Origin of the sequence: Pseudonocardia sp. UM4_GMWB1 (assembly GCF_017312155.1) — a bacterium.
GTDB lineage: Bacteria > Actinomycetota > Actinomycetes > Mycobacteriales > Pseudonocardiaceae > Pseudonocardia > Pseudonocardia alni.
Map to the genome: position 1 here is coordinate 4,160,172 of NZ_QJPN01000001.1, position 23,295 is coordinate 4,183,466.

At 75.2% G+C, this 23,295-nt stretch carries 25 protein-coding genes and 1 other RNA gene; 7 read left to right on the top strand and 19 right to left on the bottom strand.

What is annotated here, in order from left to right:
* Position 1: 1 nt before the first annotated feature.
* Positions 2-478 carry a hypothetical protein gene (locus tag DMP15_RS19310; RefSeq protein ID WP_322789694.1) on the bottom strand — a complete coding sequence of 159 codons (477 nt, stop codon included), beginning with the start codon at positions 476-478 and terminating at the stop codon, positions 2-4.
* 129 nt (positions 479-607) lie between these two features.
* Between DMP15_RS19310 and DMP15_RS19315 the strand changes: the two genes are divergently transcribed.
* Complete coding sequence (locus DMP15_RS19315; protein WP_208623078.1) at positions 608-1,021, top strand: VOC family protein; 414 nt, start codon at positions 608-610, stop codon at positions 1,019-1,021.
* 16 nt (positions 1,022-1,037) lie between these two features.
* On the opposite strand, the gene DMP15_RS19320 is transcribed toward DMP15_RS19315, so the two are convergent.
* The 3 genes from DMP15_RS19320 to DMP15_RS19330 form a co-directional block, all read right to left on the bottom strand.
* Complete coding sequence (locus DMP15_RS19320) at positions 1,038-1,742, bottom strand: hypothetical protein (RefSeq protein WP_073577064.1); 705 nt, start codon at positions 1,740-1,742, stop codon at positions 1,038-1,040.
* Positions 1,743-1,805: 63 nt separating this feature from the next.
* A complete protein-coding gene (locus DMP15_RS19325) occupies positions 1,806-2,399 on the bottom strand; it encodes a DinB family protein (protein WP_073577065.1) in 594 nt (197 codons plus the stop codon).
* Positions 2,400-2,496: 97 nt separating this feature from the next.
* Positions 2,497-3,108 (bottom strand): GDSL-type esterase/lipase family protein, encoded by a 612-nt coding sequence (locus DMP15_RS19330; RefSeq protein WP_208623077.1) that lies wholly within the window; start codon positions 3,106-3,108, stop codon positions 2,497-2,499.
* 181 nt (positions 3,109-3,289) lie between these two features.
* Here DMP15_RS19330 and DMP15_RS19335 point away from each other — a divergent pair, with 181 nt between their 5' ends.
* Positions 3,290-3,931 (top strand): LysE family translocator, encoded by a 642-nt coding sequence (locus DMP15_RS19335; protein WP_073577066.1) that lies wholly within the window; start codon positions 3,290-3,292, stop codon positions 3,929-3,931.
* 143 nt (positions 3,932-4,074) lie between these two features.
* Here the strand turns inward: DMP15_RS19335 and rnpB are convergent.
* The 3 genes from rnpB to DMP15_RS19350 all read right to left on the bottom strand — a co-directional run bounded on the left by rnpB (position 4,075) and on the right by DMP15_RS19350 (position 6,206).
* An RNA gene (gene rnpB / locus DMP15_RS19340) (RNase P RNA component class A) lies at positions 4,075-4,477 on the bottom strand.
* 19 nt (positions 4,478-4,496) lie between these two features.
* Positions 4,497-4,637 (bottom strand): hypothetical protein, encoded by a 141-nt coding sequence (locus DMP15_RS19345; protein ID WP_157818543.1) that lies wholly within the window; start codon positions 4,635-4,637, stop codon positions 4,497-4,499.
* A 141-nt stretch (positions 4,638-4,778) separates the two neighbouring features.
* A complete protein-coding gene (locus tag DMP15_RS19350) occupies positions 4,779-6,206 on the bottom strand; it encodes a protein adenylyltransferase SelO (RefSeq protein WP_073577067.1) in 1,428 nt (475 codons plus the stop codon).
* 74 nt (positions 6,207-6,280) lie between these two features.
* Here DMP15_RS19350 and DMP15_RS19355 point away from each other — a divergent pair, with 74 nt between their 5' ends.
* Both DMP15_RS19355 and DMP15_RS19360 read left to right on the top strand, forming a co-directional pair.
* Positions 6,281-7,045: a sulfite exporter TauE/SafE family protein gene (locus DMP15_RS19355; RefSeq protein WP_083658913.1), complete on the top strand. Its 765-nt coding sequence runs from the start codon at positions 6,281-6,283 to the stop codon at positions 7,043-7,045.
* Positions 7,042-8,298: an SLC13 family permease gene (locus DMP15_RS19360; protein ID WP_167379095.1), complete on the top strand. Its 1,257-nt coding sequence runs from the start codon at positions 7,042-7,044 to the stop codon at positions 8,296-8,298. Before DMP15_RS19355 ends, DMP15_RS19360 begins: the two co-directional genes overlap by 4 nt.
* A 70-nt stretch (positions 8,299-8,368) precedes the next feature.
* Here the strand turns inward: DMP15_RS19360 and DMP15_RS19365 are convergent, their stop codons facing one another.
* The 5 genes from DMP15_RS19365 to cobC form a co-directional block, all read right to left on the bottom strand.
* The gene (locus DMP15_RS19365; RefSeq protein ID WP_020622575.1) at positions 8,369-8,536 is read right to left on the bottom strand and encodes a hypothetical protein; all 168 of its coding nucleotides are present in this window, start codon (positions 8,534-8,536) and stop codon (positions 8,369-8,371) included.
* 187 nt (positions 8,537-8,723) lie between these two features.
* Positions 8,724-9,869 (bottom strand): bifunctional RNase H/acid phosphatase, encoded by a 1,146-nt coding sequence (locus tag DMP15_RS19370; protein ID WP_202416250.1) that lies wholly within the window; start codon positions 9,867-9,869, stop codon positions 8,724-8,726.
* A 2-nt stretch (positions 9,870-9,871) separates the two neighbouring features.
* Positions 9,872-10,597 (bottom strand): zinc ribbon domain-containing protein, encoded by a 726-nt coding sequence (locus DMP15_RS19375; RefSeq protein WP_073577069.1) that lies wholly within the window; start codon positions 10,595-10,597, stop codon positions 9,872-9,874.
* The gene (locus tag DMP15_RS19380; protein WP_434094288.1) at positions 10,594-11,721 is read right to left on the bottom strand and encodes a Nif3-like dinuclear metal center hexameric protein; all 1,128 of its coding nucleotides are present in this window, start codon (positions 11,719-11,721) and stop codon (positions 10,594-10,596) included. The genes DMP15_RS19375 and DMP15_RS19380 overlap by 4 nt, the downstream gene beginning before the upstream one ends.
* A gap of 56 nt (positions 11,722-11,777) precedes the next feature.
* A complete protein-coding gene (gene cobC / locus DMP15_RS19385) occupies positions 11,778-12,869 on the bottom strand; it encodes an Rv2231c family pyridoxal phosphate-dependent protein CobC (protein ID WP_073577071.1) in 1,092 nt (363 codons plus the stop codon).
* A 107-nt stretch (positions 12,870-12,976) separates the two neighbouring features.
* On the opposite strand from cobC, the gene DMP15_RS19390 reads away from it, so the two are divergent.
* Complete coding sequence (locus DMP15_RS19390) at positions 12,977-13,435, top strand: low molecular weight protein-tyrosine-phosphatase (protein ID WP_073577072.1); 459 nt, start codon at positions 12,977-12,979, stop codon at positions 13,433-13,435.
* Complete coding sequence (locus tag DMP15_RS19395; protein ID WP_100880315.1) at positions 13,432-14,292, top strand: fructosamine kinase family protein; 861 nt, start codon at positions 13,432-13,434, stop codon at positions 14,290-14,292. The genes DMP15_RS19390 and DMP15_RS19395 overlap by 4 nt, the downstream gene beginning before the upstream one ends.
* On the opposite strand, the gene DMP15_RS19400 is transcribed toward DMP15_RS19395, so the two are convergent.
* Entirely contained in the window at positions 14,289-15,566 is a 1,278-nt protein-coding gene (locus DMP15_RS19400) for a class I SAM-dependent methyltransferase (protein WP_237454038.1), read from the bottom strand. The two genes, DMP15_RS19395 and DMP15_RS19400, sit on opposite strands and share 4 nt — an antisense overlap.
* 38 nt (positions 15,567-15,604) lie before the next feature.
* Positions 15,605-16,969 carry an FAD-binding oxidoreductase gene (locus DMP15_RS19405; RefSeq protein WP_073577075.1) on the bottom strand — a complete coding sequence of 455 codons (1,365 nt, stop codon included), beginning with the start codon at positions 16,967-16,969 and terminating at the stop codon, positions 15,605-15,607.
* Between the two features lie 120 nt (positions 16,970-17,089).
* Here DMP15_RS19405 and DMP15_RS19410 point away from each other — a divergent pair, with 120 nt between their 5' ends.
* Positions 17,090-17,794, top strand: coding sequence for a dienelactone hydrolase family protein (locus tag DMP15_RS19410; protein ID WP_073577076.1), 705 nt, complete (start codon positions 17,090-17,092; stop codon positions 17,792-17,794).
* A 4-nt stretch (positions 17,795-17,798) separates the two neighbouring features.
* Here DMP15_RS19410 and DMP15_RS19415 read toward each other — a convergent pair whose 3' ends face one another.
* From DMP15_RS19415 to DMP15_RS19435, 5 genes are all read right to left on the bottom strand, one after another.
* Positions 17,799-18,785, bottom strand: a complete 987-nt coding sequence (locus DMP15_RS19415; RefSeq protein WP_073577077.1) for an aldo/keto reductase — start codon at positions 18,783-18,785, stop codon at positions 17,799-17,801.
* Positions 18,786-18,834: 49 nt separating this feature from the next.
* Entirely contained in the window at positions 18,835-20,370 is a 1,536-nt protein-coding gene (locus DMP15_RS19420) for an AbgT family transporter (RefSeq protein ID WP_073577078.1), read from the bottom strand.
* A complete protein-coding gene (locus DMP15_RS19425; protein WP_301549211.1) occupies positions 20,367-21,443 on the bottom strand; it encodes an alpha/beta hydrolase family esterase in 1,077 nt (358 codons plus the stop codon). The genes DMP15_RS19420 and DMP15_RS19425 overlap by 4 nt, the downstream gene beginning before the upstream one ends.
* A gap of 188 nt (positions 21,444-21,631) precedes the next feature.
* Positions 21,632-22,396, bottom strand: a complete 765-nt coding sequence (locus DMP15_RS19430) for a creatininase family protein (protein ID WP_073577079.1) — start codon at positions 22,394-22,396, stop codon at positions 21,632-21,634.
* Positions 22,393-23,055, bottom strand: a complete 663-nt coding sequence (locus tag DMP15_RS19435) for a FadR/GntR family transcriptional regulator (RefSeq protein WP_073577080.1) — start codon at positions 23,053-23,055, stop codon at positions 22,393-22,395. The genes DMP15_RS19430 and DMP15_RS19435 overlap by 4 nt, the downstream gene beginning before the upstream one ends.
* Positions 23,056-23,295 lie beyond the last annotated feature (240 nt).

The following is a 23,295-nucleotide window of genomic DNA, read 5'->3' on the forward strand; positions in this document are numbered from 1 at the left end:
CTCACGTGCGGTCCCCGAGGTCGAGGCGCTCGCCGCAGCGGTCGATCCCGGCGCGGATCATCGCGCCGTAGCCGTCGTCGGGCAGCGCCCCCACCCGGTCCCGGGCCCGGGTCAGGTGGTGGCGCGCCCGGTCGTCGCAGCCGAGGCGACGGTGCACGTCGGCCAGGTTCAGGTGCAGCGACGGCAGGAACCCGCCGACCGTCAGCCCGGCGTGGTGGCGCTGCGCCCGCTCGTCGGTCAGCTCCTCGGCGGCGGCCAGGGCGCGCTCGTCCCACACCAGCTCGGCGGCCGGGTCGTCCTGCACGTCCGCGGCGTAGTGGGCCAGCGTGCACCGGTGGAACGGGTCGCCGTCGGCGGTCACCTGCTCCCACAGGGCCTCGAACCGGGCGCGGGCCCCGGCCCGGTCACCGGCACGGCCCGCCTCGACGGCGGCGCCGACGGCGTCCATGACGGGGTCCGCGGTGACGGGCTGGTCCACGGGGGCCTCCGGTGCTCGGGGGTGGGTCGGGACGCATGCTGCACCGGACCCCCGACAGTTCCGCCCGAGCGGTTCCGCTCGCGCCGATGCGGACACCCGCTGTCCGCATCAGCGGCCAGGATGGTCGCCGTGACCCCGACCCTGCAGATCGCGTTCGACGCCGCCGACCCGCATGCCCTCGCGCGGTTCTGGGCGGCCGCCCTCGGCTACGAGGTGGAGGACCACACCGCCGTCGTCGACGGTCTGCTGGCCGCGGGCCACCTCGGCGAGGCCGACGTGCTCGTCGACGGCGACCGCCGCGGCTTCCGCGACGTCGCCACCGCCCGCGGGCCGGGTCCGCGGCTGTTCGTACAGCGGGTGCCGGAGCCGAAGTCGGCCAAGAACCGGGTGCACCTGGACCTGCAGGTCGGCCCGGAGGAGGCCCCCGCGGAGGTGGAGCGCCTGGTCGCGCTCGGCGCCCGGGTGCTGTGGACGACGGCCGACCGCGGCCCGGTCACCACCACCCTGTGCGACCCCGAGGGCAACGAGTTCTGCGTGTCCTGAGGTCGCCGCGACCGGCTCAGGCGGGCTCGAAGTCGTAGGTCCGCCCGCCGACCCGGAGCAGGTCGACGGCCGAGACCAGCCCGGCGTCGCCGCCGCCCTGGTTGAACCCGGCGGCGTAGGCGGTCATGTCCGGGTACGCGGCCATGATGTCGGCCAGCGTGCGCTGCTCGCCGCCGTCGCGGCACTGCCGGTAGGCGTCGACCCGGCCGATCTGCTGTGTCGTGCAGTAGGTGCCGGACCCGACGTCGTAGCGGGTCCAGGTGCCGGTCGGGGCCCGGTCGGGCAGGTAGGTGAGGACGTACAGGTCGCCGGCCTCCAGGGTGCCGCCGTTCACGTCGACGGCGATCGCGAACGACGGCATCGCCCCGCTCGACGACGCCGGGTCGCGGTAGGCCCAGTAGCTCGCGTCGGTGAACCGGGACAACGGCCCGGCGACCTCGTCGGTGACGTACTGACGCTTGTCCCCGTCGCCCGGGGTGCGCAGCTCGAGGGCTCCGCTGCCGCCGTCGGGCGGGGCGCCGTGGCGGGCGGTGAACCCGCGGCTGCCGGAACCCTCGTCGAGGGTCCCGGCGAACTGGTTCGACGCCGCCGGGGTGACGGTCACCCGCCCCGACGGGCCGAACGGGCCGACCGCGACGGCGGGCTGCAGCGAGGCGAGCCCCACGAGCGCGACGACGGCCGCGGCCGTGGCGATCAGTCCGTTCCGTCGTCCTCGACGCATCCGCCCTCCCCGAAGCCGGTCGTGGGGATCAACGACCGGGGACGCCCGGGGATACCGCCCGGTTCAGGCCAGCAGCGTGCCCGGCGCCGCCTCGTAGGGCTGGAAGAAGTCGTTGGCGGGCGCCCCGGCGAGGGTGAGCACCAGCGCGGGCACCGCGACGCCGTCGATCTGCTCGCGGAGGATGTCGGCGTGCCCCGCGTGCCGGGCGAACTCCTCGACCAGGTGCACCAGGTAGTAGCGGGCGTGGATCGGCCGCGCGTCGTGGATCCCGTGCCAGGGGGCGGGCGGGGCGGTCGAGTCGCCGGCCGGGTCGGTCTTCGCGACGGTGGCGAGCAGCTCGGCCCGGACCCGGTCGAACTCCTCGACGGTCGCGGCGACGGTCTCGTCGTCGCCGACGGTGAAGCTGCCGGTGAACAGGGCGACCGCGGCCGCGTCGAGCGGCTGCTCGGTGACGTCAGCGGTCAGCCGGTCCAGCGCGCCGCGCATGCAGTAGGCGGCGTGCTTGACCAGGCCACCGACGGACAGCGCGCTGCCGCACGGCGTCGCGCGGGCCTGTTCCTCGGTGAGGCCGAGGAGCGCGGAGCGGATCGCCGTGAGCTGCTGGTCGATGTAGTTCAGGAGGCCGGTGACCTCGTCGTGGCGGGCGGGTGCGTACATGGGGTCCTCCGGGTGCTCGGGGGCGGTTCGAGGACGACTGTGCCGCCCGATGCGGTCAGGTCCGGTCCTCGACGGCAGAGGAGCGCGTGCGGATCCGCTACCGGGCCGCGCCGATCCACGACAGCCACGCCGGCATCGCGAGCCGGGCGAGGCGGTCGTAGCCGTCGGCACCGGGGTGGGCGCCGTCTCCGTCGCGGACCCCGGTCGTCCACACCTCGTCGGCCGACAGCGCATCGAACACGTCGACGAAGGGCACCCCGGCGGCGTCGCACACCCCGAGGAACCGCGCGGTCAGGTCCCGCACCCGCCGGTTCACCGCGGCGTCGGCGATCGGCGGGGGTCCGACGACGAAGGCCGGCAGGCCCGCGGCCTCGGCCCCGGCGAGCAGCCGGGTCAGGTTCGCGACCGTGACGTCCGGCTCCACCCGGCACCGGCCGTCCTCCTCGACGCCGTCGTTCACACCGAAGGACAGGACCAGGCGCTCGTCGCACCCGGGGGCACGGCGTGCGCCCGTCTCGCGCTCCCAGCGGGCGAGGACGTCGCTGCTGGTGTTGCGGCGGATCCCCAGGTTGTAGGCGGTCGTCGGGACGCCCCGGCGCCCGACCGCCGCCACCAGGCGGCCGAACCACCCCCGGCAGTCGGGGTCACCGACACCGGCCACGACGGAGTCCCCCAGCGCGACGACGCGGAGGTCGCGGGTGCTGCTCACCGGCAGATCGTCAAACGTGCCCGGGGCGACCACGCCGCCACGCCCCCGTCCGCGCGGGGCCCCGGCCCGCGAGCCCGGTCCCGGAGCCGTCCGAGCGACACAGCACACCCGGGAATCCACTGGTCCGCAGACCGTCGCCGTGATTCGCTCCCGATCACCAGCCGTTCGGTGAGGAGTCGCCGTGATCGAACCGTCCGCAGCCCTGGGTGTCGTCGTGATCGCCCTCGGCATGGTCCTCACCCCGGGGCCGAACATGGTGTACCTGACCTCCCGGGCGATCTCACAGGGCCGGCGCGCCGGACTCGTGTCGCTCGCCGGTACCGCGGTCGGCTTCCTCTGCTACCTCCTCGCCGCGACAGCCGGGCTCTCGGCGCTGTTCGTCGCCGTCCCCGCCGCCTACACCGCGGTCAGGATCGCGGGGGGGCTCTACCTCGCCTGGCTCGCCTGGGGCATGCTGCGCCCCGGCGGACGGTCACCGTTCGAGGCCCGCGACCTCGCGCCCGAGCGCGACCGGCGCCTGTTCGGCATGGGGCTGCTCACGAACCTCCTGAACCCGAAGATCGCGCTGATGTACGCCGCGCTGCTGCCCCAGTTCGTCGACCCCGCCGACGGCGCCACCGGGAGCCAGCTCCTGCAGCTCGGAGCGGTCCAGATCGCCGTCGCGGTGACCGTCAACGGGCTGATCGTCCTCACCGCCGCGTCCGTCTCGGGGTTCCTGGCCGCACGGCCGCGGGCGATGACGGTCCAGCGGTGGGTGGCCGGCACCGTGCTCGGCGGGTTCGCCGTCAGGACCGCACTGGCCCCCGGCCCGGCGACGAGCTGACCCGACCCACGCGGGCCACAGGAGTCAGGCCGTCCCGGTCCTCCCCGGCGCCCCGGACGGCGTGGTCACGACCTCGCGCCGGTGCCGGCCCCGGTCGCGGACCGGGTGCCCGGCGGGGATCGGGCGCGGGCAGGGCTGGGGTGCGGACGAGCCGGTCTGTAAGCCGGATCCTGTTCCCGGGCACCTCACGGTGCTCCGTTCGGCGACCATCCATCTCGGCCTGCCGTCGCCGGCAGGCTCCAGCGGTCCACCCGCAGGCTCGGGCGGGCAGCCCTCATGCGCCTGCGCAGCCGTACACGTACGGCCTCTCGACCTTGCTCCGGGTGGGGTTTACCGAGCCACCCCGGTCACCCGGGGTGCTGGTGGTCTCTTACACCACCGTTTCACCCTTACCCCGCGGCTCCGGGGAGCCGCGTGGCGGTCTGTTCTCTGTGGCACTGTCCCGCGGGTCGCCCCGGGTTGCCGTTGACAACCACCCTGCCCTGTGGAGTCCGGACTTTCCTCGGCGGGACCCGGAGGTCCCGCCGCGGCCGCCCGACCGACTCGTCCGCGTACACGAGGATACTCACGCCGCGACGGCGGCCCGCACGACCTCCGCCAGTTCGTCGCCGCCGGGGCCGTCGGCGAGCGGCGCGCGCCATCCGCCCTGGTAGACGGCGCGGGCGAGCGGCTCCACCGGGTCGAGGGACTCCGGGCCGGCGAGCATCGCGAGGTAGGGCCCGAGCGCCGGCGCGATCCGCGGGTCGGCCGCCGCGGCGGCGAGGATCAGGTCGCTCGGGATGCGCCGGGTGAGGTCGACGTCGCCGCTACCGGGACTGGCTGGTCACGGTCGCGCAGTGCTCGCTGCTCACGTCCCGCAGAACGTCGTGAACGGCGGCGAGTCCGGCCCCGCGGGCTGGGCGTAGCGCTCGTAGCCCTCGCGCTCGGTGAACGGGTGCGCGAGGACCTGCAGCAGCCACTGCACCGGCTCCAGGTCCCCCTCGACGGCGGCGCCCAGCGCCTCCTCGACCAGGTGGTTGCGCGGCACGTAGACCGGGTTGACCCGGTCCATTGCGTCGGCGTCCGGACCGGCGGCCCGCCAGGACTCCAGCCACGGGTCCAGCGCGGCCGGGTCGGAGAGCAGGGCGCGGACCGGCCCGGCGTCGCCCCGGGCGGCCTCGGACAGCCGTCGGAAGAACAGGGTGTGGTCGGGCTTCTGGTCCTCGATCACCGCGAACAGGTCGGCGAGCAGCTCCGGGGTCCCGACGCCGATCTTGGCGAGGTAGCCGCGGTCCCGGGCGGCGAGGTAGGCGTCGGCGAAGCCCGCCAGCTCCTCGGTCGCGAGGCGCACCGCCTCCTCCTGGGAGTCGGCGAACAGCCCCAGCAGCGACTCGCCGAGCCGGGCGAGGTTCCACTGGGCGATGCCGGGCTGGTTGCCGTAGGCGTAGCGGCCACCGGAGTCGATCGAGGAGTACCAGGTCGCCGGGTCGTGGGCGTCGAGGAAGGCGCACGGGCCGTAGTCGATGGTCTCGCCGGAGATCGTCATGTTGTCGGTGTTCATGACGCCGTGCACGAACCCGATCTGCATCCAGCGCGCGACGAGCCCGGCCTGGACGGCGATCACCGCGCGGTAGAGCTCCAGCGGCGAGGACGCCTGCGGGTGGTGCCGGGCGATCGCGTACTCCGCGAGCCGGCGCAGCACGTCGATCTCCCCCGTGGCGGCCGCGAACTGGAAGGTCCCCACCCGCAGGTGGCTGGCCGCGGTGCGGGCGAGCACGGCGCCCGGCTCCGGGCCGCGGTCGCGCAGCACGGGCTCGCCGGTGGCGACGACGGCCAGCGACCGCGTGGAGGGCACCCCCAGCGCATGCATCGCCTCGGAGATCACGTACTCGCGCAGCATCGGCCCGAGCGGGGCCCTCCCGTCGCCGCCGCGGGCGAACGGGGTACGTCCGGACCCCTTGAGGTGCAGGTCGCGGCGGACGCCGTCGGGGGTGACCAGCTCGCCGACGAGCAGCGCACGCCCGTCGCCGAGCCGCGGCGAGTAGTTGCCGAACTGGTGCCCGGCATACGCCTGCGCGACGGTCGTCGCCGAGTCGGGCACGGTCGTGCCGGTGAGCAGCGCGACGCCCTCGGGGGTGCGCAGCTGCGCCGGGTCGAGGCCCAGCTCACCGGCCAGGGACTCGTTGAGCAGCACCAGCCGTGCGTCCGGCGCCGGGGCGGCCTGCCAGGGCAGGTAGAGCCCGTCCAGGTCGCGGACGAAGGTGTTCTCGAACGCGATCTCGGTGGCAGCGGTCATGGGTTCCAGGCTACGGACCCGCACGGTCGGCTGCCGGGGAGGACCGCGGCGTTGCACCGGGATACCGTCCGGTGGTGATCGACCTCTCCCAGCCGTGGGCGCTGGTGTTCCTGCTGGTGGCCGGGCTGCTCGCGGGTGCGGTGAACGCCGTCGCGGGCGGCGGGTCGCTGCTGGTGTTCCCGGCGCTGCTCGGGGTGGGGTTCCCGCCGCTGGCGGCGAACGTCACCAATTCGGTCGCCCAGTGGCCCGGCTACGCCGGGCTGGTGCTCGGGGCCCGCCGTGAGCTGCCCGGACAGGGCAGGCGGATCGCGGTCACCGCGGTCGCCGCGGCGCTGGGCAGCGGAGTGGGCTGCACCCTGCTGCTGGTGCTGCCCAGCAGCGTGTTCGACGCCGTCGTGCCCGTCCTGGTGATCCTGGCCAGCCTCACGATGGCGGTCGGGCCGTGGCTCAAGCGCCGGATCGGCGACCCGGCCGCCCGGGGGCGGGACCGCACCCCGGCACTGTTGGTCGCGGTGTTCCTCGCCGCGGTCTACGGCGGCTACTTCGGCGGCGCCCTGGGCGTGGTGCTGATCTCGGCACTGTCGCTGTTCGCCCACGACGAGCTGCGCAGGCTCAACGCGCTCAAGGGCGTGCTGTCGCTGGTCGTCGCGACGGTGACGGTCGTCGTGTTCGCCCTCGGCGCCCCGGTCGACTGGCTCGCCGTCGCGCTGCTCGCGCCGACCACGCTGGTCGGCGGCTACGTCGGCGCACTGGTCGCGCGGCGGATGCCGGAGACCCTGCTGCGCTGGGCGGTGGTCCTGCTGGGCCTGGCCGTCGGCGTCGCGCTGCTGTTCACGTGAGCCTCCTGCTGGCGGTCGCCCTGCTGGCCGCGGTCCTGGCCGCCGCGACGCTGCGCCCGTTCGGGCTGCCCGAGGCCGTGGTCGCGGTCCCGGCGGCACTGGTCGCCGTCGTCGCCGGGCTGGTGACCCCGGCCGGGGCGTGGACCGAGATCGGCGAGCTCGCCCCGACCGTCGGGTTCCTCGCCGCGATCCTGCTGCTCGGGCACCTCGCCGACGCCGAGGGCGTGTTCCGCTGGCTGGGCGCGCGGCTGGCGACGGCGTCGGCCGGGTCCCCGCGACGGCTGCTGGTCGCCGTCTTCGCCGCGGCGGCCGGGACGACCGCGGTGCTGAGCCTGGACGCGACGGTGGTCCTGCTGACCCCGGTGGTGCTGGCGACGGCGGCCCGGCTGGGGGTGGCGTCGCGGCCGCACTCGTTCGCCTGCGCCCACCTGTCGAACTCGGCGTCCGGGCTGCTGCCGGTGTCGAACCTGACGAACCTGCTGGCGTTCTCGGCGTCGGGGGTGGGGTTCCTGACCTTCGCGGGGCTGATGGTCGGGCCGTGGGTGGCGGTGATCGTCGTCGAGTACCTGGTGCTGCGGTGGGTGTTCCGGCGCGACCTCGCCTCGGAGCCGGAGCCGGCCCCGGCCGGTCCCGCGGTGCCCGCGCCGGCCGCGCCGGTCGTCGCGCTGGTGGTGCTCGGGCTGACCCTGGCCGGGTTCGCGGTGGCCTCGCCGCTGGGCGTCGAACCGGGCTGGGTCGCCGCAGCCGGGGCCGCGGTGCTGGCGGTGCGGGCGCTGGTGCGGCGCGAGACCGGGCCGCTGCGCCTGGTCGCCGCGGCCTCCCCCGGGTTCTGCCTGTTCGTGCTGGCCCTGGGCGTGGTCGTCGCCGGGATCGGTGCGCAGGGGCTGTCGGGCTGGATCGGTGCGCTGCTGCCCGCCACCCCGGACCTGACCGGGCTGCTGGTCACCGCGGCCGTCGCGGCGGTGCTGGCGAACGTGGTGAACAACCTGCCCGCGACGCTGGTGCTGCTCACCGCACTCGGCCCGGCCGCGCACCCCGGCCTGGTGCTGGCGATGCTGCTGGGCGTCAACATCGGGCCGAACCTGACCTACGCCGGGTCGCTCGCGACGCTGCTGTGGCGGCGTATCGCCACCGGTTACGGCGACCCGCCGCAGCTCGGCACGTTCCTGCGCCTGGGGGTGCTCACCGTCCCGCTGGGCCTGCTCGCCGCGACGACCGCGCTCTGGGCCGGGCTCGCGGTGCTTCCCCGGTAGCGGCACGGCCCGGACGGCACGACGGCCCCACCCGGAAGGGGCGGGGCCGGTCGCGGACGGTGGGCAGGGATCAGAACTCGTGGGCCATGTCGTGGCCGAGGTCGGTGTCCGGGTCCATCTCGCGGGCCGGGACACCCATCGGGCGTGAGCTGCCGCGCCGCTGCTGGGGCAGCCGCGCGATCACCTTCATCTCGTGTGCCAGGTCGTAGCCGTAGTCGTGCTCGTGGATCTGCGACATCGCTGTCCTCACCGTCTCCCTGTTCCCCGCCGACACCGAGACTGTCGTTCACGCTCCGTAGGTTGACCACCCCGTACGGTGCACACGAAGCATCGCTCAGGTGAGGAAGGGGGACAACTGTCCGGAGTCGACACCGCCCGAACGGGGCAGGACGGTATCGATCCAGCAGGCGGTGACGGGCCGGTGACTACCGGAGGTCGTCCAGGTAGGACGTCTCGTTGACCAGACGCACCGAGGCGCCCCCGTCGGGGTAGAAGTCGGCGATGTTGAGGCAGGCCAGGTCCAGGTGCATGCGGTAGAGCACCTCGTCGCCGGCGCCGAGCGCGGTGCGCAGCAGCATCTTGATCGGCGTGACGTGGCTGACCAGGACCACCGTCCGACCGGCGAACTCCTCGACGATCCGGGCCCGCTCGGCCTCGACCCGCTCCCCCACCGCGCGGAAGCTCTCGCCGCCCGGCGGTTCGACGTCGGCGGATCCGAGCCAGCGGCCGTGCAGCTCGGGGTCGCGCTCGCGGGCCTCGGTGAAGGTGAGACCCTCCCAGCCACCGAAGTCGGTCTCGATCAGGCGGTCGCGGACCTCGAGGTCGGCCCCGGTCGTCTCGGCGACGGCGGCCGCGGTCTGGCGGGCCCGGCGCAGCGGCGAGGACAGCACCACGGCCGGTTCGACGCCCTGGCCCGACAGCCGGGTCGCCAGCGCGCGGGCCGCGGCGGCGGCCTGCTTCTGGCCCAGCTCGGTCAGCTCGGGATCGCCGTGGCCGGAGTAGCGGCGCTCGACCGACAGCTCGGTCTGGCCGTGGCGCAGCAGGATCAGCCGCGTCGGGGAGCCCGTCTGCCCGGTCCACGCGGCCGCGGCGGCCGCGGAGTCCGTCGACGCGGTCGCGTTCGCGGGCGGCTTCGGCGCCGGTCCCACCGCGCCGGACGGGTCCAGGCTGGGGTTCGACTCCCCGTCCATCGCCCGGTTGGCGAGCGCGTCGGCGCGGGCGTTGTCCTTGCGCGGGATCCACACGAAGGTGACCGCGTCGAAGCCCGCGGCCAGCTCGCGGGCGGTGTCGGCGAGCTCCTGCAGCGGCGGGTGCTTGATCTTCCAGCGCCCGCTCATCTGCTCGACGACGAGCTTGGAGTCCATCCGCGCCTCGACCTCGGTGGCCCCCAGGTCGCGGGCGGCCCTCAGCCCGGCGATCAGGCCGCGGTACTCGGCGACGTTGTTGGTGGTGGTCCCGAGGCCGTCGTAGACCTCACCGAGCACCTGGCGTGCGCCGGCGTCGAGCACGACCGCGCCGTAGCCGGCGGGCCCGGGGTTGCCGCGGGAGCCGCCGTCCGCCTCGACGACCAGCCTCACCTGCCACGCACCAGGATCGCGCCGCACTCCTCGCAGTGGACGACCTCGTCGGCGGCCGCCGTGCGGACCTGCCCGAGGAAGGTCCGGTCGAGCTCGAGCCGGCACGCGCCGCAGCGGGACTCGCGCAGCTGTCCGGCCGCGACCCGGCCGCCGGCGCGGATGCGCTCGTAGTCGGCGAGCAGGTCCGCGGGCAACGCGGCGACGACCTCGGTGCGGGCGCGGTCGCGCCCGGCGCGGGTGGCGTCGATGTCGCCCTCGGCGGACTCGCGCTTCGCGGTCACCTCGCCGAGGGCGGTCTCGGCCTCGGCCAGCTCGCCGCGGGCGTGGTCGAGCTCGATCCCGACGGCCTCGCGCTCCTCCATGATCCCCAGCTGCTCGTCCTCCAGGACGCCCTGGCGGCGGGCGAGGGTGTCGAGTTCGTGCTGCAGCTCGGTGGCCTGCTTCGCGGAGATGCCCGAGCCGGCGAGCAGGGTGTGGTCGCGCTCGGTGCGGGCCCGGACACCGTCGATGTCGCGTTCGAGCCGGGCGATGTCGCGGTCGAGGTCACCGGCGCGGGTCTCGGCGCGGACCAGGGCGTCGCGCGCCGCACGGACCCGCTGCTCGGCCTCGTCCAGCTGCGCGAGTTCGGGCAGCGTCGAGCGCCGGTGGGTGAGCCGGCCGATCTCGGCGTCCACCTCGGCCAGCGTCACCAGCTTCGCCTGCGCGGTGGGATCGGCCTTCATGCACTCGCCTCCGGTTGTCCTGCTGTCGTGTCGGATCCGCTGCTCGGGGCGGCGGTGGTCCAGGGGTCGGTACGGGCCCGCGAGACCGCGACCGAGACGCTACCTGCGAGGGCCTCGGCCACGACCCCGGCCGCCTGCCCGCACCACGGCCACTCCGAGGCCCAGTGGGCGACGTCGACCAGCGCGGGGGTCGGGCCGCCGGGGCCGGTCCCGGCGAGCGCGTGCTCGGACGCGGGGTGGTGGCGCAGGTCGGCGGTGACGAACGCGTCGACGCCGGCCCGGGCGGCCGAGTCCAGGGCCGAGTCCCCGGCGCCGCCGCAGACCGCGACCCGGCGGATCGGGCGCTCCGGGTCCCCGGCACCGCGCACCCCCCATGCGGTGGCGGGCAGCGCCGCGGCGACCCGGCGGGTGAATGCCGCGAACGGCTCGGCGGCGGTGAGCTCGCCGACCCGGCCCAGCCCCAGCGACGACGGCAGCGGCGCCATCTCCAGCAGGTCGAAGGCCGGTTCCTCGTAGGGGTGCGCGGCCCGCAGCGCGGCGACGACGTCGCGGCGCCGCGACCGGGGCAGCACCATCTCCAGCCGGGTCTCCGCGACGCGCTCCAGGCGGCCGACCGACCCGATGACCGGGGCGGCGCCGTCGAGGGGAAGGAACTGGCCGGTCCCGGCGGTGGCGAACGAGCAGTGCGAGTAGTTGCCGATCGCGCCGGCACCGGCGTCGGACAGGGCGGTGTGCACGGCGGCGATCGACGGGCCGACCGGCACGAACGTGACGATCTTGTCCAGGGCCGGGCCGGGCTCCGGTTCCAGCGGGCCGGACACGGTCAGCCCGAGGGCGGCGGCGAGCGCGTCGGAGACGCCCGGGTCGGCGACGTCGGCGTTGGTGTGCGCGGTGAACAGCGCGACCCCGGCCCGGATCAGCCGGTGCAGCAGGGCGCCCTTGGGGGTGTCGGCGCCGACGCCGTGCACCCCGCGGAGCAGCAGTGGGTGGTGGGTGACCAGCAGCTGGGCGCCGGAGGAGATCGCCTCGTCGACGGTCTCCGGGGTGGGGTCGACGGCGAACAGCACCCGGGAGACGGTGTCGTCGGGGTCGCCGCAGACCAGGCCGACCGCGTCCCAGTCCATGGCCAGCCGGGGCGGGTAGGCGGCGTCGAGGGCGGCGACGACGTCGCGCACCGTGCTCACGCCGACACCGCCAGCCGGCGCAGTGCGGCGTCGAGGGACTCGACGAGGCGGCGGACCGTCTCCGGCGGGCGGACCGCGACGCGCAGGTGGTCGGGCCCGAGACCGGGGAAGGTGTCGCCGCGGCGCACCGCGATCCCGGCCTCGCGCAGCATGCGCCGCACCGCCTCGCCGGTGCCGTCGGGCAGGTGCAGCAGCAGGTACGGGGCGGGCCCCGCCGACACGCCGACGCCGTCGAGGCCCGACAGCGCCGCGGCCATGGAGACGCGGTGTGCGGCGAGCTCGCGGGCCGTCCGGTCCGCGGCGGAGACCGCATCGGGCTCGCAGCAGGCGATGACCGCCTCCAGGGCGGGGGTGGAGACCGGCCACAGCGGGCGGGTCGCGGCGAGCCGGGCCAGCAGCTCGGGGGCGCCGAGCGCGTAGCCGGCGCGCAGCCCGGCCAGCGCCCAGGTCTTGGTCAGCGAGCGGAACACCAGCAGGCCGGGCACGCCGGCGTCGCCGGCGAGTGTCTCCGGCTCGCCGGGGACGGCGTCGGCGAACGCCTCGTCGACGAGCACGGTCCGTCCCGGGCGGGCGAGCGCGCGCAGCGCGGCGGCCGGGTGCAGCACCCCGGTGGGGTTCGTCGGGTTCCCGACGACGACGAGGTCGGCCTCCTCGGGCACCGCGGCCGGGTCGAGCGCGTGCCCGGTCGCGGCGTCGGTCAGCACCCGCACCACGTCCACCCCGCCGCCGCGCAGCGCGGCCTCCGGCTCGGTGAACCCGGGGTGCACGACGGCAGCGAGCCGGGGGCGCAGCGACGGGAGCAGCGCGAATCCCTCCGCGCTGCCCGCGAGCACCAGCACCTCGTCCGCGTGGCGGCCGTGCCGCGCCGCGACGGTGGCGCGGGCGCGGGCGTCGTGGTCGGCCCGCGGGTAGCGGCCGAGACCGTCCAGGGTCGCGACGAGCCGGTCCCGCAGCCAGGGCGGGGGGCCGTCGCCGATCACGTTGACGGCGAAGTCGACGAGCCCGTCGGTGGCCTCGGCGTCGCCGTGGTGCCGCAGGTCGTGCCCGCCCGCGTGATCCGTCCCGGCCGCATGGTGATCGAACGGCATCGGGCCACCCTACGGCGCGCACCGGTGCGCGGTGGACAATGGCCCGGCCACCACACCCGAGCGTCAGGGTCGACGTCGGTGCCCCCGCTCCCCGGAGGAACGTCGCAGTGAACGTCGTCTTCGTCTGTACCGGCAACATCTGCCGGTCCCCGATCGCCGAGAAGATCCTCGCCGCCGAGGTCGAGGCCGCCGGGCTGGCCGACCGGGTGCGCGTGACCAGCGCCGGGACCGGCCACTGGCACATCGGGCAGCCCATGGACGAGCGCGCCGCCCAGGTGCTGGCCGAGCACGGTCACGACACCGCCCACAGCGCCCGCCAGGTCGACTCGGAGATCCTCTCCGCGGACCTGCTGGTGGCGCTGGACATGGGGCACCTGCGGACCCTCGAGCAGTCGGTGCCCGATCCCAAGCGGGTCCGACTGCTGCGCTCGTTCGACCCGGCAGCCCCCGCGGGTGCCGAGGTGCCCGACCCCTACTACGGCGGCCCGGACGGGTTCGCCGAGGTCCACGCCATGATCGTCGCGGCGATGCCGGGCCTGGTCGAGCACGTCACCCGGAACGCATGACCGACCGCGTCGCCCGGCTGACCGGTCGTGCGGTGCGCGACGGGCCGGCCGGGCACCCCCCGCACGCGACCCTGGACGACGGCACCGTCGTCGTGGTCAAGGACGCCTCGGCGGACCCGGGCGCGGCCCCGGCCGAGGCCGCCGGGATGCGCTGGATCGCGGTGCCGGGCGGACCGCCGGTCCCCCGTGTGCTCGGCGCCGACGACGCGGTCCTGGTCACCGAGCTCGTCCCCCCGGGCCGGGCGACGCCCGGCGCCGCGGAGCGGTTCGGCCGGGAGCTGGCGACGCTGCACGCCGCGGGCGCCGACGCGTTCGGTGCCCCGCCGCCGGGCGGGCCGGCGCGGGCGTGGATCGGGCACACGCGGATGGAGAACCGTCCGCACGACGGCCCGTGGGCCGACTGGTTCGCCACCGACCGGGTGCTGCCCTACCTGCGGGCCGCCCGGGACCGCGGCGCCCTCGACCCGGCCGGCGCCGCCGCCGTCGACGACGTGTGCGGGCGGATCGGTGCCCTGGCCGGTCCGGACGAGCCGCCGGCCCGGCTGCACGGCGACCTCTGGTCCGGCAACGTGCTCTGGTCGGGCGACGGGGGCGGCGACGGCGCTGCGTGGCTGATCGACCCGGCCGCGCACGGCGGCCACCGCGAGTCCGACCTCGCGATGCTGGACCTGTTCGGGCTGCCGCACCTCGACGTCGTCCTCGCCGCCTACGACGAGCACTCCCCGCTCGCCGACGGGTGGCGCGAGCGGGTCCACCTGCACCAGCTGTTCCCGCTGCTGGTGCACGCCGTGCTGTTCGGGGGCGGGTACGGCGCGCAGGCCGTCGCGGCCGCGCGCCGTCTCCGCCGACTCCCCTAGTACGCCCCGTGCTCCCCGCGCAGCGGGAACCCGGCGGCCCCGCCGTCGGCGAGCTTCACACCCAGCACCTGGTGCAGCTGGATGTTGTTCAGCTCGAAGCCCAGCCGGCACGCTGCCATGTAGAGCCGCCACACCCGGGCCCGCCCGACACCGACCTCGGCGACGGCGTCGGTCCAGTTGCGCTCCAGGTTCGCGCCCCAGTCCCGCAGCGTCATGGCGTAGTGCTCGCGCAGGTTCTCCTCGTGCCGGATCTCGAAGCCGGCCTCGTTCATCGCGTCCACCAGCGCCGCGACCGGCTCCAGCTCCCCGTCGGGGAACACGTAACGGTGGATGAACGGGTCGGTGTGACGGTGGTCGGGCCGGTGCGGCTGGGTGATGCAGTGGTTCAGCATCCGCCCGCCCGGCCGGAGCTTGGCGTACATCGACGCGAAGTAGGAGTCCAGGTTGGCCTTGCCGATGTGCTCGGTCAGGCCGATCGAGGACACCGCGTCGTAGACGCCGTCGGGGACGTCGCGGTAGTCGAGGTGCCGGACCTCGGCCAGCTCGGACAGGCCCTCCCGCTCGATGGCCTCCTGCGCCCAGGCGGCCTGCTCGCGGGACAGGGTCACCCCGAGCGCGCGGACGCCGTGCTCGCGGGCGGCGTGGCGGACCATGCCGCCCCAGCCGCAGCCGACGTCGAGCAGCCGCATCCCCGGCTTCAGGTCCAGCTTGGTCGCCACCAGCTCGTACTTGGTGGCCTGTGCGGTCTCCAGCGACGCGTCGGCGTCGGGGTAGGCCGCGCAGGTGTAGGTCATCGACGGCCCGAGCACGAACTCGTAGAACCGGTTGGACACGTCGTAGTGGTGCGAGATGGCCTGCGAGTCGCGCCGCTTGGAGTGCAGCAGCCCCTTGGGGCGGGCCTCCAGGTCGGGCGGCGGCATCCGGTGCTCGCGCCAGTAGGGCAGCAGCCGGCGCGCCAGCCACAGCTGCTCCCGGCGCGGGATCGAGTGCAACGTCACCTCGGCCATCGCCCGCAGCGCGGTGTAGAGGTCCCCCTCCACGTCGAGCTCCTCGGTCACGTACGCCCGGGCCAGCCCGAGCGAGCCCGGGGCGCTCACCAGCCGGGCCAGCGCCCGGGGCGATTTGACCCGCAACGTGACCGGGGCGTCGTCGGGCCCCGACCGCGACCCGTCGAACCCCTCCACCCGCAGCTCACGCGTGGAACCCAGGACGTGGGACAGGATCCCCGCCACCGGCTCGGTCGTCGCGGCCCGCCGTTCCAGTACTCCTGTCATCGCCGATCCCTCCCCTGTCGATCCCCGCGGTGCGCTCGTCAGCGGCCGGTGACCTTGGCGAACAGGTCGGGAGACCGACCGTCCGGGTCGTACCGCTGCTTCACCGCCCGGTAGGCCGCACCGTTGTAGTGCGACCAGAACTCGTCCTCGCCGTAGTGCACGGTCGAGTACAGCGACTTGTGCCCGCCCAGGTCGGCGACACACTCCTCGATCAGCCGGTTGTGTGCCCACCGGTCCCCCGGCTTCTCCGCCACCGAGGACCAGAAGCCGACATTGACGTAGAGCCGGCCCGGCTCCATCGGGTACAGCGGCCAGCTCCGCTCCCCGCGCAGCTGCAGCGGGCACAGCCACACCGGCTCGATCCGGATCTCCCGGTGGAAGAACTCGAGGAACTCCGGGAGCCGCTCCACCGGGATCTCCACGTCCTGCACGACCATCTCCTCGGCGGTCCCGCCGAGGGCCTCCCGGACCCGGTTCGACGCGCCGTGACGCTGGTCGAGGGCGACGAGACGGCGGTAGACGTCCGAGCGGCGCAGGCGGCGTGGCCAGAACCGGCGCACCACCGGGTGCTGCACGCCGAACGCCCGCGAGCACCAGAACCAGTCGGTGTCCCAGCGCCACAGGTAGTCGTGCACGGTGAGGTGGTCGACCGGGCGGCGCTGCAGCGACCGGTAGAACACCTCCTGACCGGTGTAGTCGGAGATCCGGGCGCCCGGCATCGGGGCGTCGACGAACTCCCCGGTGGTCAGGTACTGCTCGTCGGGGCCGAACACGACACCGTCGAGGAAGTCCACCTCGCCCGCCGCCACGAACCGCTCGATCGCCGCCGACGCGGCGGAGGCGCTCGCGTACCGGTGGTGGGTGAGCTTCACGAAGGGCTTCACGGGCGCCAGCTCGACGACCAGGCGGACCGCGTAGCCGAGCGTGCCGTAGGAGTTGGGGAACGCCGCGAACAGGTCGGCGTGCTCCCCGTCGGGGGTGACGTGCAGCAGCTCCCCGGCCGGGGTGAGGACGTCCATCTCGAGCACCGACTCGTGCGGCAGCCCGTCGCGGAACGACGTCGACTCGACCCCGAGCCCGGTGACCGCGCCGCCGAGGGTGATGGTCTTGAGCTGCGGGACGACCAGGGGCATCAGCCCGTGGGCGAGGGTGGCGTCCACGATGGTCTCGTAGGTCGCCATCCCTTGGACCTCGGCCGTGCGCCGGTCCGGGTCCACACCGAGCACACCGTCCAGCGCGGAGGTGTCGAGGCGTCGCGCGGCGGCGCCGGTGTCGCGGTCGCCGAACCGGAACAGGTTCGACGACGGCTTCCCCAGCTGGACGGCGCCGGCTCCGGCGCGCGCCCGGCGCAGGTTCTCCACCGCGGCGTCGTGCGCGGTTCGGGTGGCGGTCCCGGCGAGCATGGCGGTGACGATAGACCCATATCGTTTGCGACGCTCATGATTAACGGAGGGTCCTCCGTCACAGGACGCAACGATCTTCCCGGCGGGCGGTACCGGCACCGTCGTGATGTCATCGCGCCCGTGGCACACACCAACGAGAACCCCGCGCAGAACGTCACCTTCCCCTCCGGCGGCGACACCGCGCACGGCTACCTGGCCCTGCCCGAGTCCGGGGCCGGACCCGGCCTGATCGTCATCCAGGAGTGGTGGGGCCTGACCGACCACATCGTCGACGTGACGAACCGGTTCGCGGCCGAGGGATTCGTCGCGCTCGCCCCCGACCTGTACGGCGGGCGCACCACGCACGACTCCGACGAGGCGGGGGCGCTGATGGGTGAGCTGCCCGTCAACGGCGCCGCGACCGACCTGGCAGGGGCGGTGGAGTTCCTGCTCGGGCGCGACGACGTCACCTCCTCGGCCGTCGGCGCGGTCGGCTTCTGCATGGGCGGCGGCTTCGTGCTGGTCCTCGCCGCGCAGCAGGGCGACAAGGTCGCGGCCGCCGTGCCCTTCTACGGGGTGCTCAAGGAGGACTACCCGTCGTTCGCGAACCTGACCGCGGCCGTGCAGGGCCACTTCGGGTCCGAGGACACCATGGCCCCGCCGGACGCGGTGGAGTCCCTCGCCGACCGCATCCAGGCCGAGTCCGGCACCCGCCCGGAGTTCCTGCAGTACCCGGCCGGGCACGCGTTCTTCAACGACGAGAACCACATGGGCACCTACGACGCCGAGCAGGCCGAGATCGCGTGGACCCGCGCGACGCAGTTCCTGCGCGAGCACGTCAAGTAGCGGCTCAGCGGGAGCGCAGCAGCTCCCGGGCCACGGCGGGCAGCGTGGCGGGTCCGGTGCGCAGCCGGACCCGCTGCGCGGCCGCGGTGAGACCGACGTACTCGTCGGAGGTCAGCACGATGTCCGCCGCGGCCACGTTCGACTCCAGCTGCGCCACGCTCGACGCACCGGGGATCGCCACCGTGTTCGGGTGGTACACCACCCACGCCAGCGCGACCTGCGACGGCGTCGCGTCGTGCGCGGAGGCGACGTCGCGCAGAGCGTCGGTGAGCGGGGCCAGCGCGGCCAGGTTCTCCGGCAGCCACTCCGGCTTACTGCGGCGCACCGCGTTGGTGGGCCGGTGGCCGGCGTCATAACGGCCGGTGAGCAGGCCCTGGGCGAGCGGGCTGTAGGCCATCACGATGCGGCCGTGCGCGGCGGCGTGCGGGACGAGGGCCGCGACGGGCCTGCGGCGCAGGAGGCTGAACTCGACCTGGTTGGACAGCACGGGTCCGCCGAGCGCCTCCTCCGCGGCCAGCCAGCGGTCCAGCGTGTACGACGAGACGCCGGCGTGGCGGACCAGCCCGGTCCGCTGCAGCTCGGCCATCCCACGCATCGCCGACGCGTCGCCGACCAGCGGGTGCGGCTTGTGCACCTGGTAGAGGTCGATCTCGGTCACCCCGAGCCTGGCGGCGGAGGCGGCCGCACGGTGCCGCAGCACCGGGCCCAGGGGCAGGACCGGGAAGAACTTCGTCGCGATCACGACGTCGTCGCGCCACCCGGGGCCACCGCAGGCGCGCAGCGCGTCGCCGAGGATCCGCTCGCTGCGCAGCGGGCCGTAGAGCTCCGCGGTGTCGAACACGGTGACGCCCAGCTCGCGGGCGCGGGCGACGATCCGCCCGGCCTCCAGCGCGTCGCCGTAGCCCCACTCGCTCGTGCCGAACTGCCAGGTGCCCAGGCCCATCACCGACCAGCGTCGTGGACCGGGACCGGGACCGTCGAGGTAGCGCACCTGCGCCAGTGTCCCCCACCGTCCCGGTCCCCGCCCCGCGTCCGTCCCCTCAGCGGACCGGGGCCCCCGGGCCCAGTGGGATCCCCAGTGCCCACCAGGCGAAGAACAGCAGCGTCCAGACCGCCGTCATGGCAACGGCCAGGGGCAGCGTGTACGACGCGAGCGTCCCGATGCCCGCGTCCTTGCGGTAGCGCTGCAGGAACCCCAGCGCCATCACGAAGTACGGGCTCATCGGGGTGATCGCCGTCGAGCCGGAGTCGGCGATCCGGAACAGCGCCTGGGTGGTCTCCGGCGGCACCTCGACCAGCATCAGCATCGGCACGATCACCGGCGCCGCGATCGACCACATCGCCGTCCCGCTGGTGACCATCACGTTCACCACGGTGAGCACGGCCAGCACCATCAGGAACACGACCGGGATCGGGACGCCGGTGGTGCGCAGCGCGTCCGCGGCGACGACGGCGAGCACGTCCCCGACGTGGGTCCAGTCGAAGTAGGCCAGGAACTGGGCGATCGCGAAGAACAGCGCCAGCACGGGGGCCATCTGCCGGATCCCGTCGGCCATCAGCTTCGGGACGTCGGCGGCGGTGGCGATCGTCCCGACCGCGCGGCCGAAGACGATGCCGAGCAGGCCGAACAGCAGCGCGATGACCGCGCCGATGCCCTCGACCAGCGGGGACTCGACGACCGAGCCGTTCTCGCCGCGCAGCGGGGACCACTCCGGGGCCATGACCGCGGCGAGCAGGACGGCACAGCCGAGCAGGACCCAGCCGGCGCGGCGCAGGCCGGTCCGCTCGGCCGCGGACAGGCTCAGCCCGGCGACGTCGTCGTCGGGGGCGTCGGGGTCGGGGTCCAGGTCGGGCCGCTTGGCCAGGACGACCCGGGTGACCAGCGTGATCACCAGCGCGAGGACGACCGAGGAGGCGATGTTGAAGAACCAGTTGCCGACCGGGGTCACCACGACCGCCGGGTCCACGATCCGGGCCGCGGCGGTGGTGATGCCGGCGAAGATCGCGTCGTTCGGGGTGGGGACCGGGCTGGCGTCGTAGCCGGAGGCGATCGCGGTGTAGGCGACGACGATCCCGAGGATCGGCGAGCGCCCGACCGCCCGGAACGCGAGCCCGCCGAGCGGCACCAGGATCACGTACGCCGCGGCCGACGCGACGTGCGCGACGGTCCCGGCGAACGCGACCGCGAACACCACCAGCGACGCGGGCACCCGGGCGACGCCGGCGCGCATGGCCGCGGCGAGCAGCCCACTGCGCTCGGCGACCGCGACACCCATGATCACCGTGACGATGGTGGCCATCGGCGGGAACTGCGCGAAGTTGTCGATCATCGACGAGACGGCCATCGCGAGGCCGTCGCCGGAGAGCAGGTTCCGCACCGCCACGGGCTCGCCGTCGGGTGCGACGACGGCGACGCCCGCCGCCGCCAGCCCGGCGCTGACCACGGCGAGGATCGCCGACAGCACCCAGAACAGCCAGAACGGGTGTGGCAGCGCGTTCCCGACCCGTTCGACGACGGCCATCGCCCGCACGAGTCGGGGCAGCTCCCGGTCCTGGGTGGCGGCGGGGGTGCTCATCGCGGTCCCCCGAGGCCGAAGAAGTCCCCGACCAGGGCGGTGGCGCGGACCGTCTGCGTGGTGACGCCGCCGCCGGAGTAGGCGGTCGCGCCCGGCCAGGTGTGGCCGCCGCCGTCGACGGCGACGTGCCGCACCCGGGCCCCGTCCCGGCAGCCGCGCCAGGTCGCGATGGTCACGTCGGGCTCGATCCGGCGGGTCTGCGGGCGGGCCCGGCAGCCGTCGCGGGCGACCCACTCGGCGACCTTCGCCGGGATCGCGGGCAGGCCGCGGTCGGCGTCGCCGGTGTAGGGGATGGTGGCGTCGCCGGTACCGTGCACGAACAACGCCGGGACCGGCCGGCCGGGCCGGCACGGCGGTTCGCCGTCGCGGTAGTAGGCGCCCGCGACCGGGGCGATCGCGGCGATCCGGTCGGGCATCCGGCAGGCCAGGATCTCGGTGAAGCCGCCGCCGTTGGACTTGCCGGTGGCGAAGACCCGGCCGGGGTCGACGCAGAGCGTGGACTCCAGCTCGTCGAGGAGGTCACCGGTGAAGGCGACGTCGTCGACGCCCGGCGCCGAGTACGGGGCGCCCTGCCAGGAGCGCTTCCCCTCACCGCCGGGGACCCCGTCGGGGTAGGCGACGACGGCGGGCAGCCCGGACAGGCCGGAGAAGTCCTCGGTGGTGGCGCCGTCGTTGCCGCGTCCGTGGAAGACCAGGACCACCGGGGTGGGCCGGTCGGGGCGGTACCCCTCGGGCAGGTGGACGCGCACGGTGCGGGCCAGGCCACCGCCGTCCACGGTGCGGACGGCCGTGGTGCCCGGTGCCTGCGGTGGGGTGAGGCCGCAGCCGGGGCTCCGCGCTCCGGCCGGGCCGCCCGCCGGTCCGGCGGCCGCGCCGAGGCCGGCAGCTCCGGCAGGTCCGGCGGGTGCGCCGGAACCGGCGGGTCCGGCCGGCGCCCCGGATGCGGTCGGGGCCACGGCGGCGTCGGACGGTGTCGGGGCGACGGCGGCGCCGGTGGTCAGGGCGGCCGCGGCCAGGCAGGCCGCCGCCACGGCACGCAGGCGGCGTCCCCCGGGACGTCGCGTCGCGCCCACGCTCGGGCGTCCCGGAACGGGCGGTGTCGCTGCGGACGGTCTCGGTGCGGACATGGGGTTCCCTTCGGACGGCGTCGTCGACGGCCGGTGCTGTGGCCCCGCCCGGGTCGCGGGCAGGGTCGTGCGACGGGGGCACCGGGTGGCGCCACCGCGGGAGTGCTGTGGGTCCGTGCGGGTCGGAGGGGGCGTCAGTCCCTGAGCCAGGCCGTGACGAAGTCGGTGATCCGGTCGACGATCGCGGCGACGATCGCCTCCCCGTGCTCCGGATCGGCCCGGCGGGGGTCGCCGAGGACCCCGTTGCCGGACAGACGGTCGTAGGGCGCGGTGAGCCTCGGACCACCGCGCCGGCGGGCCAGTGCGCCGAAGGCGTCGAGCTCGGCGAGCCGGGTGGTCCCGGCCGCGAGCCGGTCGGTGTGCACCAGGTGCGGTGCGACGGCGAGCATCTGCGCCGTCTCGGCCTGCCCGCTGTGCCCGCTGACCTCGGGCGGCCCGGCCGCGGCGACGACGTCGGCGGCCAGCGTGGTGAGCGGGCTCCAGGCGAACTGCAGGTCCGGACGGGCCGCGAGGAGGTCCTGCGCGACCGTCGCGAGGGTGGCGTCGTTCCCGCCGTGCCCCGTGACCACGCAGATCCGGCGCCAGCCGTGCCGGTACAGACCGTCGACGTACTCGCGGACGAGCGTGGCGAACGTCGTGGTGGTCAGGCTGACCGTGCCCGCGAAGGCCAGGTGGTGCGGCGACACCCCGACCGGCAACGACGGCCCGACGACGGCGGTGCCGCCCAGTGCCTCGGCGACCCGGTCGCAGACCGCCTCGGCGCGGATCAGGTCCGTCGCGAGCGGCAGTCCCGGCCCGTGCTGTTCGAAGGCCCCGGCCGGCAGCAGCACCACCGGGCTGTCGACGACGGCGGCCGCGGCCTCGACCGTCGTCATCTCCCCCAGGCGCCGCGTGCTCACGCGCCCACCGCCGCGGCGATGGAGGCGAGGTGCTCGCGACACAGCCGATCGGCCAGGTCCGGGTCGCCCCCACGGACGGCCTCGAGCAGCGCGACGTGCTCGGCGTGGTCGCGCTCGCGGTCGTCGTAGCGGTGCCGGATCTCGACCTGGTCGTGCGCACGCACGTGCAGCAGCGCCTCCACCGTCTCCCGGAGGAGCGCGTTGCCGCTGGTCGCGGCCAGCGCGACGTGGAAGTGCACGGCCGGACGGAGGTCACCGACCGGCGGGTGCAGGGCGTTGGTGACGCTCTCCGCGAGCATCGCCAGCCCCGCGGCGTCGCGCTCCCGGGCCGCGGCGGCCGCGATCGGCGGCTCCAGGACGAGCCGGGCGCGGATCAGCTCGTGCACGCCGTCGGGGGTCCGGGACGGCCGGTGCGGGTTGGCGAGCAGCCGCCGCCCGACCCCGGCGCCGACGTAGGTGCCCGAGCCGTGCCGGAACTCCACCGCACCGGTGGCCTCCAGGCGGCGCAGCGCCTCGCGGACGGTCGGGGTGGTGACCTCGAACCGTCGCGCCAGGTCGCGGGAGGACGCGAGCTGGTCCCCCGGGCCGAGGTTCCCGGTCCGGATGATGTCCATGATGTCGTCGGCCAGGCGCTCCGACAGCGTCTCCCCTGCGGTCATAAAGTGACTAAATCACTTAGAGACCTGACCGGTCAACTCTCTCCCGCCGCCTCCGCACGCCGGTGATCGCGATTCCGCGCGCTGATCCGCTGGGCGCGCGCGTCCGGACGCACGCGGACCGCGGATCACCGCGCGAACTCCGGATCACCGTGCGGGCGGGCTGCGGACGGACCGGGGACGGCGAGGCGCCGTCGGCGGCGGACGAACCGGGCCGCTCGGGCGGCAGTGGTCGGAGCGGGC

Coding starts and splice junctions, on each gene's coding strand:
- DMP15_RS19320 (WP_073577064.1), bottom strand. CDS start 1,742: ATGCGTCGAGGACGACGGAACGGACTGATCGCCACGGCCGCGGCCGTC.
- DMP15_RS19325 (WP_073577065.1), bottom strand. CDS start 2,399: ATGTACGCACCCGCCCGCCACGACGAGGTCACCGGCCTCCTGAACTAC.
- DMP15_RS19345 (WP_157818543.1), bottom strand. CDS start 4,637: ATGCTCGCCGGCCCGGAGTCCCTCGACCCGGTGGAGCCGCTCGCCCGC.
- DMP15_RS19350 (WP_073577067.1), bottom strand. CDS start 6,206: ATGACCGCTGCCACCGAGATCGCGTTCGAGAACACCTTCGTCCGCGAC.
- DMP15_RS19365 (WP_020622575.1), bottom strand. CDS start 8,536: ATGTCGCAGATCCACGAGCACGACTACGGCTACGACCTGGCACACGAG.
- DMP15_RS19375 (WP_073577069.1), bottom strand. CDS start 10,597: ATGAAGGCCGATCCCACCGCGCAGGCGAAGCTGGTGACGCTGGCCGAG.
- DMP15_RS19380 (WP_434094288.1), bottom strand. CDS start 11,721: ATGGACTGGGACGCGGTCGGCCTGGTCTGCGGCGACCCCGACGACACC.
- cobC (WP_073577071.1), bottom strand. CDS start 12,869: ATGCCGTTCGATCACCATGCGGCCGGGACGGATCACGCGGGCGGGCAC.
- DMP15_RS19395 (WP_100880315.1), top strand. CDS start 13,432: ATGACCGACCGCGTCGCCCGGCTGACCGGTCGTGCGGTGCGCGACGGG.
- DMP15_RS19400 (WP_237454038.1), bottom strand. CDS start 15,566: ATGACAGGAGTACTGGAACGGCGGGCCGCGACGACCGAGCCGGTGGCG.
- DMP15_RS19405 (WP_073577075.1), bottom strand. CDS start 16,969: ATGCTCGCCGGGACCGCCACCCGAACCGCGCACGACGCCGCGGTGGAG.
- DMP15_RS19420 (WP_073577078.1), bottom strand. CDS start 20,370: ATGAGCACCCCCGCCGCCACCCAGGACCGGGAGCTGCCCCGACTCGTG.
- DMP15_RS19435 (WP_073577080.1), bottom strand. CDS start 23,055: ATGACCGCAGGGGAGACGCTGTCGGAGCGCCTGGCCGACGACATCATG.